The 17,079-nt window shown below is 44.0% G+C and carries 18 protein-coding genes; 11 read left to right on the plus strand and 7 right to left on the minus strand.

Annotated elements, in window-relative coordinates:
• Positions 1–17: 17 nt before the first annotated feature.
• Positions 18–731 carry a tRNA (adenine(22)-N(1))-methyltransferase TrmK gene (locus MHB63_15490; protein MEK3807924.1) on the plus strand — a complete coding sequence of 238 codons (714 nt, stop codon included), beginning with the start codon at positions 18–20 and terminating at the stop codon, positions 729–731.
• Positions 728–1,849 carry a Nif3-like dinuclear metal center hexameric protein gene (locus MHB63_15495; GenBank protein ID MEK3807925.1) on the plus strand — a complete coding sequence of 374 codons (1,122 nt, stop codon included), beginning with the start codon at positions 728–730 and terminating at the stop codon, positions 1,847–1,849. Before MHB63_15490 ends, MHB63_15495 begins: the two co-directional genes overlap by 4 nt.
• Before the next feature lie 40 nt (positions 1,850–1,889).
• Here the strand turns inward: MHB63_15495 and MHB63_15500 are convergent, their stop codons facing one another.
• Together MHB63_15500 and vrrA are read right to left on the minus strand one after the other, a co-directional pair.
• Positions 1,890–2,831, minus strand: a complete 942-nt coding sequence (locus MHB63_15500) for a 4-hydroxy-3-methylbut-2-enyl diphosphate reductase (GenBank protein MEK3807926.1) — start codon at positions 2,829–2,831, stop codon at positions 1,890–1,892.
• A gap of 125 nt (positions 2,832–2,956) precedes the next feature.
• Positions 2,957–3,688: a VrrA/YqfQ family protein gene (gene vrrA, locus MHB63_15505; protein MEK3807927.1), complete on the minus strand. Its 732-nt coding sequence runs from the start codon at positions 3,686–3,688 to the stop codon at positions 2,957–2,959.
• Positions 3,689–3,931: 243 nt separating this feature from the next.
• On the opposite strand from vrrA, the gene MHB63_15510 reads away from it, so the two are divergent.
• Together MHB63_15510 and MHB63_15515 are read left to right on the plus strand one after the other, a co-directional pair.
• Entirely contained in the window at positions 3,932–5,248 is a 1,317-nt protein-coding gene (locus tag MHB63_15510) for a DEAD/DEAH box helicase (protein MEK3807928.1), read from the plus strand.
• 11 nt (positions 5,249–5,259) lie between these two features.
• Positions 5,260–6,156 (plus strand): deoxyribonuclease IV, encoded by an 897-nt coding sequence (locus tag MHB63_15515; protein MEK3807929.1) that lies wholly within the window; start codon positions 5,260–5,262, stop codon positions 6,154–6,156.
• A gap of 33 nt (positions 6,157–6,189) precedes the next feature.
• Here the strand turns inward: MHB63_15515 and MHB63_15520 are convergent, their stop codons facing one another.
• Positions 6,190–6,444, minus strand: coding sequence for a DUF2624 domain-containing protein (locus MHB63_15520; GenBank protein ID MEK3807930.1), 255 nt, complete (start codon positions 6,442–6,444; stop codon positions 6,190–6,192).
• A gap of 123 nt (positions 6,445–6,567) precedes the next feature.
• Here MHB63_15520 and MHB63_15525 point away from each other — a divergent pair, with 123 nt between their 5' ends.
• The 4 genes from MHB63_15525 to MHB63_15540 all read left to right on the plus strand — a co-directional run bounded on the left by MHB63_15525 (position 6,568) and on the right by MHB63_15540 (position 9,613).
• Positions 6,568–7,452 carry a YitT family protein gene (locus tag MHB63_15525; GenBank protein MEK3807931.1) on the plus strand — a complete coding sequence of 295 codons (885 nt, stop codon included), beginning with the start codon at positions 6,568–6,570 and terminating at the stop codon, positions 7,450–7,452.
• Between the two features lie 123 nt (positions 7,453–7,575).
• Complete coding sequence (locus MHB63_15530) at positions 7,576–8,349, plus strand: metal ABC transporter ATP-binding protein (GenBank protein ID MEK3807932.1); 774 nt, start codon at positions 7,576–7,578, stop codon at positions 8,347–8,349.
• Positions 8,350–8,351: 2 nt separating this feature from the next.
• A complete protein-coding gene (locus MHB63_15535; GenBank protein ID MEK3807933.1) occupies positions 8,352–9,188 on the plus strand; it encodes a metal ABC transporter permease in 837 nt (278 codons plus the stop codon).
• Positions 9,189–9,190: 2 nt separating this feature from the next.
• Positions 9,191–9,613 (plus strand): Fur family transcriptional regulator, encoded by a 423-nt coding sequence (locus tag MHB63_15540; protein MEK3807934.1) that lies wholly within the window; start codon positions 9,191–9,193, stop codon positions 9,611–9,613.
• A 39-nt stretch (positions 9,614–9,652) separates the two neighbouring features.
• On the opposite strand, the gene MHB63_15545 is transcribed toward MHB63_15540, so the two are convergent.
• Positions 9,653–10,234 carry a hypothetical protein gene (locus tag MHB63_15545; protein MEK3807935.1) on the minus strand — a complete coding sequence of 194 codons (582 nt, stop codon included), beginning with the start codon at positions 10,232–10,234 and terminating at the stop codon, positions 9,653–9,655.
• A gap of 188 nt (positions 10,235–10,422) precedes the next feature.
• Between MHB63_15545 and MHB63_15550 the strand changes: the two genes are divergently transcribed.
• Positions 10,423–10,809, plus strand: coding sequence for a DUF308 domain-containing protein (locus tag MHB63_15550; GenBank protein ID MEK3807936.1), 387 nt, complete (start codon positions 10,423–10,425; stop codon positions 10,807–10,809).
• 46 nt (positions 10,810–10,855) lie between these two features.
• Here the strand turns inward: MHB63_15550 and ispG are convergent, their stop codons facing one another.
• Entirely contained in the window at positions 10,856–11,959 is a 1,104-nt protein-coding gene (gene ispG / locus MHB63_15555) for a flavodoxin-dependent (E)-4-hydroxy-3-methylbut-2-enyl-diphosphate synthase (GenBank protein MEK3807937.1), read from the minus strand.
• Positions 11,960–12,100: 141 nt separating this feature from the next.
• Entirely contained in the window at positions 12,101–12,433 is a 333-nt protein-coding gene (locus MHB63_15560) for a hypothetical protein (GenBank protein ID MEK3807938.1), read from the minus strand.
• Positions 12,434–12,728: 295 nt separating this feature from the next.
• On the opposite strand from MHB63_15560, the gene MHB63_15565 reads away from it, so the two are divergent.
• Positions 12,729–14,396: a methyl-accepting chemotaxis protein gene (locus MHB63_15565; protein ID MEK3807939.1), complete on the plus strand. Its 1,668-nt coding sequence runs from the start codon at positions 12,729–12,731 to the stop codon at positions 14,394–14,396.
• Positions 14,397–14,453: 57 nt separating this feature from the next.
• Here the strand turns inward: MHB63_15565 and MHB63_15570 are convergent, their stop codons facing one another.
• Positions 14,454–15,227 carry a DUF1189 domain-containing protein gene (locus tag MHB63_15570; GenBank protein MEK3807940.1) on the minus strand — a complete coding sequence of 258 codons (774 nt, stop codon included), beginning with the start codon at positions 15,225–15,227 and terminating at the stop codon, positions 14,454–14,456.
• Positions 15,228–15,434: 207 nt separating this feature from the next.
• Between MHB63_15570 and MHB63_15575 the strand changes: the two genes are divergently transcribed.
• A complete protein-coding gene (locus MHB63_15575) occupies positions 15,435–17,072 on the plus strand; it encodes a Na/Pi cotransporter family protein (GenBank protein MEK3807941.1) in 1,638 nt (545 codons plus the stop codon).
• Positions 17,073–17,079 lie beyond the last annotated feature (7 nt).

Raw genomic sequence — 17,079 nt, forward strand, 5'->3', positions numbered from 1 at the left:
GAATGTGGTGATAGAAAATGAACGATGTAAACTTATCAAAACGGCTGAAAACAGTGGCTGATTATATACCTGAAGGTGCGGTGCTTGCTGATATCGGCTCAGACCATGCCTATCTGCCTTGCTATGCCCTCCTGAACGGGCTGGCCGCTTCTGCAGTAGCAGGAGAGGTTGTAGAAGGGCCTTACCAGTCTGCAAAGAAACAGGTCAAAAAAAGCGGACTCGAGGATGTCATCTCTGTGCGTCTCGGCAGCGGGCTGGAAGTGATAGAGCCGAATGAAGTCACCTGCATTACGATCGCCGGCATGGGCGGTGCTTTGATCGAAAAGATTCTGGATGCAGGAAAAGAAAAGCTCCAGGGTGTGCAGAGGCTGATTCTTCAGCCGAATATTCATGCTCATCACATTAGAGAATGGCTGCTTCAAAACGGCTGGGAACTGGTGAATGAAGAGATTTTGGAAGAGGACGGCAAGATCTATGAAATTCTTGTCGGGGAAAGAGGAGACGCTAAAGCTGCGTATAAAGATGTTTCTCTTGAAACCGGCCTTCTTGTAGGACCCCATTTAATGCGAAAACAATCAAGCACGTTTAAAAAGAAGTGGTCACAGGAAAAAGAACACTATAAACGTATTTTAGAAAATATAAGCAAGGCATCAGAAAGCGAAGAAAACAGCAGGAAAAAGCAGGAATTAACTCGCATGATTGCCATGCTTGAGGAGGCGGCGGGAGAATGAGCAAACAACCAAACGGCTTTGAAATCATTCAGCTCTTCGAATCTTTTTCAAAGAAAGAATATGCGGTGGAAGGAGACAAAATCGGCCTGCAGATCGGAACGCTGAATAAACCGATAACAGGTGTATTAGTAGCACTGGATGTACTTGATGAAGTGGTGGATGAAGCCATTGAAAAAAAGGCAAACCTGATCATTGCCCATCATCCTCCCATTTTCAGGCCGCTTAAACAGCTTGCAACCGACCAGCCAGGCGGAGCACTGATTGAGAAGTGCATCAAGCATGATATCGCTGTTTATGCTGCCCATACAAACCTCGATGTCGCAGAAGGCGGAGTGAATGATCTGCTCGCAGACGCTCTCGGGCTAACAGACACAGAAGTCCTTGCAGACACCTATCAGGAGACATTGAAGAAACTGGTGGTCTATGTCCCGAAAGATCACGCCGGCCGGATACGGACCGTTCTGGGGGATTCAGGTGCAGGTCACATCGGCATGTACAGCAATTGTTCTTTTTCCTCTGAAGGAACAGGGCGTTTTCTTCCCCTTGAAGGAACGAATCCTTACATCGGAGAAAAGGGAAAACTGGAATGTGCAGAAGAAGAGAGAATTGAAACGGTCATTCCGGCAAGCAGCCAGAAGAAAATTGTATCTGCTATGCTGAAAGCACATCCTTACGAAGAGCCTGCGTTTGACATTTACCCGGTTGAAAATGGAGGAAAGACTCTTGGGCTTGGCAGAATTGGAAAACTGGAAAAGGAAATGACACTTGGAGAATTCGCTGTCCATGTAAAGAAAGCGCTCGATGTGCCGTTTGTGAGACTTGTCGGAAATAAAGAAGACAAAGTCAGGAAAGTCGCAGTCCTTGGCGGTGACGGAAACAAATACATTCATCACGCCAAACGCAAGGGTGCTGATGTTTATGTGACAGGGGATATGTACTACCATACTGCCCATGACGCAATGATGCTCGGCCTGAACATCATTGACCCGGGCCACAACGCAGAAAAAGTGATGAAAAAAGGGGTCGCGGATCTCTTGCTTTCAATGTGCGAGGAAAAGAAATTTGAAGTGGGCATATACCCGTCTGCAATCAACACCGATCCATTTAGCCTTGTATAAAAACAGCCGCCGGAAAAGGATTTCCGGCGGCTGTACTTTTTTATTTTGCTTTTACTTTCGGAAGAATTTTCTGCAGGGGAACATTATGCTCAATATTCCACGTCAGACTGTTCTCAGGGTCATATTTTTCAAGGAACTGAATGACCTCTTTGGTAATAGGGGTCGGAGTTGAAGCGCCTGCTGTGATGGCCACTTTCTTCACTCCTTCAAACCACTGGAGCTTCAATTCGCTGATGTCTGAAATGCGGTAGGCTTTCGTGCCTGCAATCTCTTCAGAAACCTGGGCAAGACGGTTTGAGTTGTTGCTTTTCGGATCTCCGACAACAATCGTCAGGTCAGCATCTTTGGCCTGTTCGGCAACTGCTTCCTGGCGTACCTGTGTCGCAAGGCAGATCTCCTGGTGATATTCAACATGAGGGTATTTTTCTTTCACGCGCTCCATAATGTCATAAACGTCCCACTGGCTCATCGTTGTCTGGTTTGTGACAATGATTTTATCATTCTGGAACGTTAATGCCTCAACATCCTCTTCCGTTTCCACCAGATGGACGATATCAGGCGCTACGCCGACAGCTCCTTCAGGCTCTGGATGGGACTTCTTACCGATGTATATGACATGATAGCCTTCGGCTTTTTTTGCACGGATCAGATCATGTGTTTTTGTTACATCAGGGCATGTCGCATCAAGGGTAACCAGGCCTTTTTCGGATGCAATCTTTCTTACTTCCGGAGAAACGCCGTGGGCGGTAAAAATGACGGTTCCGCTCTGGACTTTCTCGAGAATTTCAAGGCGGTTGCTTCCATCAAGCGTGATGATGCCTTCATCTTCAAATGCGTCTGTTACATGTTTATTGTGAACAATCATGCCAAGGATATAAATCGGTCTCGGCAGTGTTTTATCGAGAGCGGCATTTTTGGCAATAACCATGGCATCTACTACGCCATAGCAATAGCCCCGCGGTGCAATCTTAATTACTTCCATTAAAAAGAGCCCCCTAAAGAGAAGTACTTTACAGAAAAGAGAAAAAAGCCAAAGAATCAGGCTCTTGGCTCTTGTAATCTCTTCATTATTATAGCTGAGACTGGGGAAGAATACAAAGAAGAATATCAGATATACAGTTTCGGAGCAGAAGCGCCTTTGACTGCAGGTGTTTTTTCTTTCACCGCAGCCTGTTTTACTTCAGCTGAAGTTTCCTGCTCTGATGTTTCGGTTAAAACGGCCTCAGTCTGGATTGCGGCAGGCTGAGTTTCAGCTGTTTCTGTGCTTTCGCCGTCATCACTTGAGCCTCCGCCTTTAAGTTCACTGTATATTTTAATCATAGCCGGAAGGTTCCGTACCAAAGGTCCGTACTGCTGAACCATTGGAGTGACCTGCTGCGCCATTCCCAGCACTTTCTGAACGTTTCCAAGCATGCCGGAAAGGTTGGCTGGATTTGTGAGTCCCTGAAGGCCCTGCGCTGCATTCGCCGCACCTGTAAGTCCCTGGCCTCCGCCGCCCGGCAAAAATCTTGATAAAAGACCTTTTAGCCCTCCGCTTCTTCCGATTGCCTGCTGTCCAAATTGCTGTGCGCCAAATCCTGCTCCTCCGAATCCCTGTCCCCCGAATCCCGGTCCGCCAAAACCGGCACCTCCAAAACCAGGACCTCCAAACCCCGGTCCGCCAAACTGCGGCCCAAATGATCCCATCTGAGGTCCGAAAGGCTGAAATCTGGATGAGCCTAATCCTCTTGCTTGCTGATATCCAATAGGCTGCCCCGAAAACGGCTGTGCGCCCATCTGCATTCTTTGGGGCTGCATACCTCTTGAAGGCATTTGGGGCATTGGTCTTTGCTGAAACATGATGACCCTCCTTTAAACTAACGTCTATCCTACCTACACAATATGCAGGGTACCTGCGGATGGTCAGCGGATTTATGAGAATAGGCCAAAAAGCAAATTGGTTTTTTTGCCGGAAATCGTATATAATGTTTTGATGGACAGGCGTGTCTCCGGATGCGTGCAGTGTTTTTGTTTGAAAGAAGATCTCACCTTCGTATGGCTAAAACCGTCTTACTTTAATTTTTCATCAAGGAGATGATGAACATGGAACAGACAAAGTTCACTCAGTTTCCATTTAAGCCTTTTATTATAGATGCTGTTAAAGCGCTGGGTTTTTATGAACCAACTGAAATACAGGAACGCTTATTTCCATCCCTTCTGAAAGGGGAAACGGCAATCGGACAGTCGCAGACAGGAACGGGAAAAACCCATGCGTATCTGCTGCCGCTTATTCAAAGAATTGATGCCGCGGACGAAAGTGTGCAGGTTGTCATTACCGCACCGACAAGAGAACTTGCAAATCAAATCTACCAGGATGCCCTTAACATTATTAAATTTGCACCTGAAAACGAAACGATTACAGCTAAATGCTTTATCGGAGGAACCGATAAGCAAAGAATGATTGATAAACTGAAAACTCAGCCTCAAATCGTCATTGGCACGCCTGGGCGGATTAAAGACCTTGTTGCAGCAAATGCCCTGCTTGTTCATCATGCAAAAGCGCTTGTTGTCGATGAAGCTGATCTTATGCTTGATATGGGCTTTATTGAAGATGTGGACAAAATCGGTGCATCTATGCCTGCCAAGCTTCAAATGCTTGTATTCTCAGCAACGATTCCCGAGAAACTTAAGCCATTTTTAAAAAAATACATGGAAAACCCGAAATTCACCCATGTTGCACCTAAACAGGCAGCGGCTAAGAAAATTAAACATGTGCTTGTGCCTCTGCGCCACCGCAACAAAACAAATCTGCTTTATGAAATGCTGAAAAGCTATAATCCGTTTCTTGCCATCGTGTTTACAAACACGAAAAAGAAAGCGGACGAGGTTGCAGACGGACTGATTGCAAAAGGACTGAGAGTCGGCAGAATCCACGGGGATCTGACGCCGAGAGACCGCAAAAAAATGATGAAACAGATTAATGACCTGGAGTATCAGTACGTTGTTGCAACAGACCTTGCATCACGCGGAATTGATATCGACGGAGTCAGCCACGTCATCAATTTTGAACTGCCGAGCGATCTTGATTTTTACATCCACCGTGTCGGCCGTACAGGACGGGCAGACTATTCAGGCATTGCGGCAACCATTTATGAGCCTGAAAATGAGCATGCTCTGAACTTGCTTGAAAAGCTTGGCATCCAGTTTGAAAACATGGACCTTGCAAACGGCGAGTGGAAAACGATTGACGACCGCAAACGGAGACAAAAACGGGCTAAGCCGTCAGATGGAACCGAACAGATGGCGAAAAGCATGGTGAGAAAGCCTAAGGGCGTCAAACCGGGCTACAAAAAGAAAATGTCCCGTGAAATGGATGAAATAAAAAAACGCCAAAGAAGATTGAACAAAAAACGCAAGTAGGGGGATAAGGTATGCTTAAAATTGGATCACATGTATCAATGAGCGGAAAAAAAATGCTCCTTGCGGCAAGTGAGGAAGCGGCTTCTTACGGTGCAAATACGTTTATGATCTATACAGGAGCACCCCAGAATACAAGAAGAAAAAAGATAGAAGACCTGAACATTGCGGCCGGTCTTGCACACATGAAGGAGCACGGCATTTCGGATATTGTTGTGCATGCTCCGTACATCATCAATATCGGCAACACTACAAATCCGGCTACGTTTGAGCTCGGTGTGCAGTTTCTGCGCTCTGAAATAGACCGTTCCCACGCACTCGGCGCAAAGCAGATTGTTCTGCATCCTGGTGCGCACGTAGGTGCGGGAGCTGACATAGGCATTAAAAAAATTATCGAAGGGCTGAACGAAGTGCTTGGCAGGGAAGAAAATGTTCAAATCGCCCTTGAGACTATGGCCGGAAAAGGCTCAGAGTGCGGCCGGTCGTTTGAGGAACTGGCTCAGATCATTGACGGAGTGACTCATAACGAACATTTATCCGTATGTTTTGATACGTGTCATACTCATGATGCCGGCTACGATTTGATCAATGACTTTGACGGCGTCCTGAAGGAATTTGATTCCATCATTGGACTCGACAGACTGAAAGTTCTTCACATCAATGACAGCAAAAACCCGGCAGGAGCCAGAAAAGACCGCCATGAAAACATCGGCTTCGGTCACATCGGCTTTGAAGCACTGAACAGGATCGTTCATCATCCTGAACTCTCGGACGTGCCGAAAATTCTTGAAACGCCTTATGTCGGAGAAGATAAAAAAGACAAGAAGCCTCCGTACCGCTTTGAAATTGAGATGCTCCGCAATCAGGAATATAACCCTGATTTGCTTGATTTAATACGCAATCAGGAATAGAACAAAAAAAAGCTGCCGGGAAACCGGCAGCTTTTACCCAATAAACTGCTGCAGGAGCTGATTGACCTTCTGGGCTGTCGCAGGCGAAGTAATGGCAGCCACGCGTTTTAAAAGATCAATTCGTTCTGCATCGTTAAAAATATTGATGTTTTTCCCTCTGATGATTTTCACAATTTCCTGTGCCTGGGGTCTGCTGATGGAAAGGTTATTCTGCTTGGCAAGCTGAAGCAGGCCGTCTGTATCAAGGGAATTCAGTTTCTGGTTGACAATCTTCTGAAATAAAATCACGTACATAACCTCCTCTACAGTTCAATGTATGGCGGAGTTTTTTAAAAAGTGCCTATTCAGGAAAGAAGAAAGGCAAATTTTTTACACATATCCGGAACAGGGATTTTATAAGAAAGGAGTTTTATTGTGGCAGGAAAACAGCATAAAAAGGAAAGTGCAGGACGGTTTATCAGAAGGATGATCCTGATTGTAATCGGAGCTGCTCTTGCAGCAGCGTCGATTGAACTGTTTTTGATTCCCAATCAGATCATTGACGGAGGAATTATCGGAATTTCGCTGATCTTGGACTACATAACCCCTGACAGCCTCCCGTTTATTAATTTCGGGACACTTGTGGTCGTTCTGAATCTGCCGTTTATGTACTACGGCTATAAACAGATAGGGAAAACATTTATGATCTCGTCTATTTTCGGCATTGTGTTCCTCGCGGTCATTGAAAGTATGCTGCATCATGTAGAACCTTTTACAAACCAGCCGGTGCTTGCTACGGTGTTTGGCGGACTGATGCTTGGAGCGGGTGTAGGGCTTGTTATCCGAAATGGCGGTTCGATGGACGGAACGGAGATCCTCGGGATTCTCCTGACTAAGAAGCTTCCGTTTTCAGTGGGGGAGTTTGTGATGTTCATCAACATTTTCATTTTTACATGGGCAGCGTTCGTGTTCGGGCCTGAACAGGCAATGTACTCTGTCATGGCATACTATATTGCGTTTAAAACAATTGATACGGTCATTCAGGGACTTGATGAAACAAAAGCGGTCATCATTATTTCCGACTATTATGAGGATGTATCTGATGCCATTCTTCAGCGCCTTGGAAGGGGAACGACAAAGCTGAAGGGAAAAGGCGGCTATACGGATGACGAAAAAGAAGTCATTTATGTCGTTGTAACGAGGCTAGAGGTGACCAAGCTTAAATCCATCGTGCATGAGATTGACACAAACGCATTTATCACGATTATGAACACGCAGGAAACAAAAGGAACCAACTTTAAATCTGCGATTCACTAAGCAGAAATTCTTGCTCTTTTACGGGTAATCTTGTATAATCTCTATGTTAAAGATCAGACATGGCTTCTGATCTTTTTTTACGAAAATAAATCGGAACCATTCTGAAACTTGGAAGTGAATAAAATGAATCAGCCTATTATTGATGTTCAAAGTCTGACTTTCACATATGAACGCACTGCGGTGCTTGAGGATATTCATTTTACAGTGAGAGAGGGAGACTTTCTTGGTCTTGTCGGTCCCAACGGATCCGGAAAAACAACGCTGCTTAAATGCATGCTTGGGCTCTTAAAGCCGGATCACGGGAATATAAAGCTTTTTGGCCAGGACATCCGCAAATTTAAAGATTGGCACCGCATCGGTTTTGTTTCCCAAAAAGCCAGCAGCTTTAATACCGGGTTTCCGGCTTCTGTCTATGAAGTGGTTGCGAGCGGCCTGACATCAAAGCTCGGGTTATTTAAAAAACTGAACCAAGCTCACCACCAAAAAGTAAAAGAAGCGATTGGGGCAGTCGGGCTTGAAGAACTGTCAAACCGGAACATAGGAGAGCTTTCAGGCGGGCAGCAGCAGCGGACTTTTATTGCCAGAGCGCTTGTGAGTGATCCGGATTTGCTCATTTTGGATGAGCCGACAGTTGGAGTTGATGCTCAAACCGTTCAGAGCTTCTATGAAATGCTGCAGCGTTTAAACAAAGGCATGGGTATTACCCTCATTCTCGTTACACATGATGTCGGAACGATCACAGATAAGGTAACTCATGTTGCATGCTTAAATAAACATATGCATTTCCACGGAAATACACAGGAATTTGAAAGCCTGAAAAGCTCTGACATGTCTGACTATTATGGTCATTCAGTTCATGTGTTGACTCACGATCATCACGATCATGGGGGAAGGTAAAAATGATTAACAGTATATTTACGTACGAATTCCTGCAGAATGCGTTTCTTGCAGGCATATTAATTGGTTTAATTGCTCCGCTTCTGGGAGTATTTGTTGTCGTCAGGAGACTGTCGCTGATTGCAGATGCTTTAAGTCATGTAACACTCGCCGGCATCGCTGCGAGTCTCCTTCTTGAAAAGAAAGTCCTCGGTATGTCAGGGCTCAATCCAATCTATCTCGGAATGGGCTTTTCTGTTGCGGGGTCATTGTTTATTGAAAAGCTCAGAGGCGTTTATAAACATTTTCAGGAGCTCGCTATTCCGATTATCCTGTCGGCAGGAGTTGGCCTCAGTGTTATCTTCATATCGCTTGCGGACGGATTTAACACAGATTTGTTCAACTACTTATTTGGAAGTGTAAGTGCGGTAACGCGCACGGATTTATGGGTGATTATCTCCATTGCTGCCTTTGTTCTGATCGTCGTTGTTGCTTTATATAAAGAACTGTTCCTTTTGTCTTTTGACGAGGAGCATGCAGCAGCATCGGGCATCCATTCAAAGTGGATCCATTTTATCTTTATTTTAACAGTCGCGCTTGTCATTGCAGCGTCTATGCGGATTGTCGGCATTCTGCTTGTTTCATCGCTTATGACGCTTCCTGTAGCAGCAAGCATCCGGATTGCGAAAGGGTTTAAGCAGGCCATTTTCTTTTCTGTACTCTTTGGAGAAATATCTGTTATCATTGGTTTAGTGTTAGCCTATCAGCTCGATTTAGCTCCGGGTGGGACGATTGTTATGCTTTCCGTTCTCATTCTCGTTCTTACAATTGGATGGACTAAATTAAAAAGGGGCCAGTAAAAATGAATGTACAGGAAGCTCTCCTTTTAATGAAGGAAAAGGGATATAAATATACGAGCAAGAGGGAAGAGATGCTTGAACTTTTTTCACAGTCAAACAAATACTTGACTGCGAGGGACGTGCTTGAAGAAATGAAGCCGGAATATCCCGGTTTGAGTTTTGATACGATTTACCGCAACCTTTCTCTTTTTGCGGAAATGGGCATTCTTGAAACGACAGAACTCTCAGGCGAAAAGCATTTCCGCTTTTCATGCTCAACGAAACATCATCATCACCACTTTATTTGCCTGACCTGCGGAAAGACAAAGGAAATTTCGTCTTGTCCGATGGAAAAGCTGAAAGAAAATTTATCCGGCTATGAAATCAGCGGCCACAAGTTTGAAATATACGGAACGTGCCCTGAATGCCATGAAATGACCACATAAAAAACGCCTGCGGCTTTCTGCAGGCGTTTTTCTGTGTGGTTATTTTGTTAAAGAGTAGCGGTTTTGTGCATAAGAATTGACCCAGTCTCTTGCCTCCAGCCAATTATCTGCCCTGATGACGTTTTTTGGAACAGGTTCCTGGTTGTAGGGGGTATTAAATAAGATGACAGGAATATTAAATACCTCACTGATCGTGCATGCATTATCATGCTTGTCTTCAAAAAAGACATCAATTTGATTTTTTCTCACTGCTTCAAGCTTATCGTGTGTACCGATTAAGTCGATTTGATGGTACGTAAGACCGTTTCGCTTAAACCACTCATACGTAACTTCTTCCAAATGGCTTCTTCTTGCACTGATGAAGAGAAGCTTATGCTTATTTTTCCATTCATCAAGAACGAGTTTTGCATCCAGTGCCATTGGTGCTTCTTTGTAAATAAGCGGTTCTTTTTCATCCATCCATTTCCAGAATTCAGCTTCTGTGATCTTTAAAAGCTTCGTCAGGTCGTATTCCTTCATATCTTCAAACGTAATGGATTCATTAAATGATTTTTGCAAATACGGCACAAAGGTTTCAGGTGATGTAACTGTGCCATCTATATCAATTCCCAAACGCAGCATCATGTCTTCTCTCCCTTGCTGTAAAACCTTTCCATAAAGGTTTATCTCATAACCGATTAATGATGAACTATACTCTTTAGTGTATCATAATCAGCCGTTACAATCACAGTAAACTTTAACAGTTATACTGACGTGCCGATCAACTCATACTATAAATGTTCCTTACAATATGAATGGAGGGATCACGCATGGCAGATGAGAAACATTATGATTATCACGGCAACATCAAGGAATATGACCTCCGTGATGATGAAGTTGGCTACAGCAGAGATTTTCGCGATGACTATAAAGAGGAAACGGCTGCCGAAATTGCAGCTCCGGCTACTCTGAGAAGAGATGAAGACTACGACCGCCGCGAAGAAGAAGGAGGCAGAACCGACGGACGAAGAATGGGGTATTTGGCCATTGTTCTGTCAGTCATCTCCTTGTTCGTTTTCCCGGTTATCCTCGGGGCAGCAGGCATTATTGTGGGCTTTGTCGCACGCCGCAGAGGGGCAGAAGCTCTTGGCGGATGGGCAATCGGTATCGGTATCGTATCACTCATCCTCGGAATTTTTATCCTGCCGTTCTTTTAGGATTAGGATAAATTGAAACAAGCCCGGCCACTTGGCCAGGCTTGTTTTACATTTCAGCAGCAGCTTTTTCAGCTTCCTGCTTTGCATAATGCTCTTCGGCAATTTTGTCAATTTCTTTTTTCAGTTCCTCAACCATTGTTTCCTCCGGCACTTTGCGGACAATTTGTCCTTTGCGGAAAAGAAGACCTTCACCGCGTGCTCCTGCGATACCAATATCAGCTTCCCGTGCTTCTCCAGGTCCGTTTACGGCACAGCCGAGAACGGCAACTTTGATTGGAGCTTTGATGGTTGAAATATATTCTTCCACTTCATTTGCAATACTGATCAGGTCAATTTCAATACGTCCGCATGTCGGGCATGAAATTAATGTCGCGGCGTTCGATGCAAGACCGAATGATTTAAGAAGCTCGCGTGCAACTTTCACTTCCTCAACGGGATCTGCGCTAAGGGAAATGCGGAGCGTGTTTCCGATTCCTTTGTTTAAAATAGCGCCAAGTCCGGCAGCACTTTTAACCGTTCCGGCAAACAGCGTTCCTGATTCCGTAATTCCAAGATGAAGGGGATAGTCAAAAGCCTTTGCCGCTTTCTCATAAGCCTCGATGGCAAGATTTACATCAGATGCTTTCATGGACACAATGATATCGTGGAAATCAAGATCTTCAAGAATTTTAATATGGTGCAGGGCACTCTCGACCATACCGTCTGCTGTCGGATAGCCGTATTTCTCAATGATGCGTTTTTCAAGGGAACCAGCATTCACTCCGATGCGGATCGGGATTCCTTTTTCTTTTGCTGCTTTTACAACAGCCTCGACTTTTTCTCTGCGGCCGATGTTTCCCGGATTGATGCGGATCTTATCTGCACCGCCCTCAATGGCTTTTAGAGCCAGTTTATAATCGAAATGAATATCTACAACAAGCGGAATGTTGATGCGTTTTTTAATTTCAGCAATAGCATCGGCTGCACGCTCATCCGGGCAGGCAACACGCACTACTTGGCATCCTGCTTCTTCTAATCGCAGGATTTCAGCGACTGTAGCTTCCACATCGTGTGTTTTCGTTGTTGTCATACTCTGAATGACTAGTTCATTATTTCCGCCAATGGTCAGGTTGCCGACTTTAACTGGACGGGTTTTGGTACGATGTATGATTTCACTCACGTGTAAATCGCTCCTTAATTCATAATCATGGTCCTATGGTTTCATAGTACCTATTTGATCATCATTCAATGCAGGGGAAATTGTGCTTTCCCTCACAATATTGTAACAGTGAGTGCGCGATATTGACAAGAATTAAGAAGCAACTTCTTTTTCATAAAGTGGAAATTTATATGCTTTTCCTACCTGGATCGCATCTGCTTTTGCATTTGGATTCAGCTTTTCAAAGTCTTTCCTGACTTGTTCTATAGAAACGGGCAGTCCGCTGTGAAGCTGTTCAACGATGGTTAAGACGGTTTCACCCTGTTTAATTTCTTTTACTGTAAAAGGAGAGGGGGACGTCTGAACCGCCGCTGCAGGTTCAGTATCCTTGGCAGGGGGCGAAAACGCAATCGTTCCTGTACTGATGTCATAGTACATAATATAGAGAAGAAAGAGTGTTAAAAGAAAAACCATCAGCCGCTTCATATGTATCATCTCCCAATCCGTCACGATGATTATTTATATGGCTTGTCCACTAAAAATATGACATGCATTTCTTTTTTCCTTTCAAAGAAAGATCTAATGATGGGAAAACCTTCTTAATACCTATAAATACGACAAAATTCTCCATAAATTAATGAGGGATTTACACTCTCTTAACATTAATCTGGGATAATTTTCATGAGTTAAGAGGAAGGGTGTATGCGCATTGAAGGGACTTATCGGAAAAGTAAGCAAAAAGAATGGGTCTTTACCTTATATATACAGGAAGATTCGGACTGTGAAAATATCAGAAGTGAGCCTCCAGGCAAGGCTCCTGTTCCTTGTATTAACCATTATGGCAGCATCGATCAGTGCTGTCGGCTTCATCTCCTATTCAAAATCGAAAGAAGCAACAATGTCACTGATTGAGGACAGACTTGTACGGGAGGTTAACACGACAGGCGAAATCGCAGGAAATCTTATGATTGCGTACGTAGGCGAAGAGGATTCATTCCTTGAAAGGTTTAATAAAGTGGTCCTCTCCAATCAGGCCTCCGCATTAATACAGGACGGGCTGAAGGCGGATTTTTTCCTTGTAGGCGAAGGGAAAGTTGATCCTTTTTCTGTGAGTTCAAACAGCAGGCTGCAATTTGAAGAGGATCAGCTGAAAGAAATCAGCGAAAAGAAAAATGGCGTGATCCACCAGACGATAAACGGGACCGACTATACATTGTCTTTTAAGAAAGTACAGGAACTCAAGGGTCAATTCCTGATTGCAGTAGAGACAGAAAGCTATATGAAAACCACAGAGACCCTTGCTTCGTTTACCATTTGGATGATTGGAATCAGTGTCCTGCTTACAGCGGCCGTGCTGATTCTTGTGATCAGAAGTTTAACAAATCCTCTTGCCGTCCTCAGAAAAGCGATGAAAGATGTGAGGGATGGCGATTTAACAAGAAATGTCCATGTGAAAACGAAGGTTCCTGAAATAAATTCAGTCATGAAAAGCTTTAACTCCATGATGGATCATATGCGCAGCATAATTGGTGATATCAATCATGCAGCAGATGAGCTGTCGAACAAGGGAGACCAGCTCAGAGAAGCAACAGATGAAGGGGTTATGCAGAATGGGCAGCTTGTCGAGGCCATTAAAATCGTAAAATTGGGTGCAGAGCAGACAGCAGCAGGTTCAGGGGAAAGCGCAGAGGCGTTCAGCAGGATGAAAGATGAATTAAAAGATGTATTCCGCAACATGGAATTTTTGTTCAGCCGTGCATCAGATATGAACTCTTCAGCAGCACGCGGAGAAGAGCAGGGATCAAAAATGATACGTACTATGAATGTGTTTGAGCGGGAAACAGAGAAAATGACGGCTGTGATCAGAAGCGTTAAAGAGCATTCCATCTCAATTGCAGATGTTGCCGCCATTATTCAAACGATTGCTGAACAGACGAAACTTCTTGCACTCAATGCAGCAATTGAAGCAGCAAGAGCTGGAGAGGCGGGAAAAGGGTTTGCCGTTGTTGCAGATGAGGTGAAAAAACTCGCTGAACAATCATCAAATGCCACTCATAAAATCAGGAATTCCATCTCAAACATGGAGAATATCGCCGTTCAGGCATCAAAAGAATATGATGAAATGCTGTCAGCCATTCATTCGCACCTCAGCGCAGCATCACAGTCAAGGGTATTGTTCGATGAACTTTCAATTGAAATCAAAACAGTAACAGACAGGCTGTCCGGAATGAAGAGGCAAATGAATAAGCTGCATGACTATCTGCCTGTGATGGAAAAATCTTCGGCAAGCTTTGAATCTGTCTCTCAGGAAACGCTTGCGAGCGCAGAGCAGATGCTGTTTGCTTCAGAAGAACAAATGATTCAGGTAAGCAGAACGCATGAAATCGGCTTAAGGGTTTCAGAGCTTTCAAAAAGCCTCGCGAAATCCGCCAAAGAATACAAAGTGTAAAAACACTTGTACATAAAACGAGCCCCAAAGCTTAAGAAAGCTTTGGGGCTCGTTTTGTCATTCAAGCGTTTGTTTCCGTGCACCCGGAATTTCTTTTAATGCCAGATACATCACAATCAGATTCACAAACCAGTTGATGAAAATTCCGCTTGGGACTGATACCTGCAAAAACTCCATGATCATAAAGAAAATGGAAGCGAGTGTGACTGAATATGCAGCCATTACCCACATCTGTTTAAAATTCACTTTTTTCTGCAGACTGTTCTTAAACAGAATACTCACAAACGCAAGAAACGTAATTTCGATAAACTTTGATGCAGCGGTAAAAAGATAAAAGACGAGTAGAACAGTTCCGATGACAATCGGCAGGACACTTTCAAATTGAGCAGAGTATGTAAGCAAATCTGATTTCGTCAATGTGTTCAGCATAGAGTAATCATAGCTTTGCGACTGTCCGGCAAAAGCATAGACAAATTCATTTTTGAGGAGGCCGATCGCATTTTCTTTGTTTTCAATTTCCTGAGTGGTAAACGCGCCTGTCGGGTCAAAAACAATAAAGAGATCGTCTTTTGTCAGCTCTATTGGCTCTTTCGCATCAGAAACCAATGTTCCATCTTCTATTGTAAAGTCGGGCAAATCCTCTCTAAGCGTTGAGTCAAGCCCTTTAAGCAGGGCTGAAATGCCGGAGGACATATAAATCCCCATAGGCAGGGTAATGAGTACTGTCAGCATAAAGACGTATAGAATCGTTTTGCCGATTCCCTGAAACCTGTACATAGAGATCGATTTTGGGGAGTAAATACTTTTCGCAAGCTGTTTAAAAATATTCAAATATACGCACATCCTTCTATATTCATCCAGTTTTCATTTTAACCATCAAGACCTTAAGAAACAAGGAATAATGCAATTGGAACAGTTATTGTTAAGATATTGTAAATTTTTTATGAAAAAGAGTTAAACGCCTTTACAATTAATATACATTCCGTTAATAATTGGGAAGGTTGTAGAAACATGTCGATAATAGATGTTAGGGGTTGAATGAAGTTGGATCTCGATTTACAAAAGATGATCTTTGAATTTGTCGGAGGCCTCGGAATTTTCCTGTTCGGAATTAAATTCATGGGCGACGGACTGCAAAAATCAGCAGGTGACAGACTGCGTGACATACTGGATAAATTTACAACAAATCCAGTAATGGGTGTTCTGGCAGGTGTTTTTGTCACAATTCTCATCCAATCAAGCAGTGGTACAACTGTACTCGTAGTAGGCCTTGTCAGCGCAGGGTTTATGAATTTGCGCCAGGCAATCGGCGTTATAATGGGTGCTAATATCGGCACTACTGTCACTGCCTTTATCATAGGAATAAAAATTTCAGACTATGCACTCCCTGTTTTATTTGCGGGAGCGGTGCTGCTTTTCTTTTTTAAAAACAAAAAAATTCACAACTTTGGCCAGATTGTTTTCGGATTCGGTGCCCTGTTCTTCGGTCTTGAACTGATGGGTGATGGAATGAAGCCGCTGCAGTCACTTCAGGCCTTTCAGGATCTTACTGTCAGCTTGAGCGACAATCCTCTGCTCGGTGTTTTAATCGGTACAGTATTCACTGTCATCGTTCAAAGTTCCAGTGCAACGATTGGGATTCTGCAGGAACTTCACGGTCTTGGTCTGATCGATATAAAAGCTTCGCTGCCGGTTCTTTTCGGAGATAACATTGGAACAACGATTACAGCAGTTTTAGCATCAATCGGAGCTTCTGTTGCTGCAAGAAGAGCAGCTTTTACACATGTTATCTTCAATTTAATCGGGACAGCCATTTTCTTGCTGATTCTCCCTCTGTTCACTGCATTTATCACCATGCTGAAGACGAACCTTGGGTTAAATCCAGAAATGACAATTGCCTTTGCGCATGGAACGTTTAATATTACAAACACGCTCATCCAGCTACCGTTCATAGGGGTGCTTGCTTATATTGTAACGAAGTTAATCCCCGGCGAAGATTCTCTGGTGGAATACAAAGCAAAGCATCTGGATCCAATGTTTATTGAGCAATCTTCTTCTATTGCCTTGGGACAGACAAAAGAAGAAATTCTCCGCATGGGTCAATTTGCATCTCTTGGACTTGAAGAAGCCAACTATTATCTAAAAACGAATCAGCAGAAACATGCTGATACGGCTTATCAGATTGAAGACGCAATTAACAACCTCGACCGTAAAATTACTGATTACCTCGTATTAATTTCCCGTACAGAAATGTCGGCAGCAGAGTCTGAAGAACATTCGGCTCTCTTTAATACAGTAAGAGACATTGAACGCGTTGGAGATCACTTTGAAAATATCGTTGAACTTGTCGATTATCAGCTCTCAAACAAAGTGAAGCTGACAGGGTCTGCGCTTCAGGATTTAGATGAGATGTTCACATTGACGATAAGCACGTTAAAAGATGCCATTGCTGCACTTGACGATAAAGATACAGATCTTGCAGCAAAAGTCATGAAATCAGAAGAACAGATTGACAAAATGGAGCGCACACTGCGCAAAAAGCATATTCTCCGCATAAACGAAGGAAGCTGCACGGGTCAGGCAGGCATTGTGTTTGTCGACATCGTCAGCAACCTTGAGCGGATCGGGGACCATTCAGTCAACATTGCTGAAGCAGTACTCGGATACCGCAAATAATGGGTTA

The organism is Bacillus sp. FSL H8-0547 (assembly GCA_038002745.1).
Taxonomy (GTDB): Bacteria; Bacillota; Bacilli; order Bacillales; family Bacillaceae; genus Bacillus_P.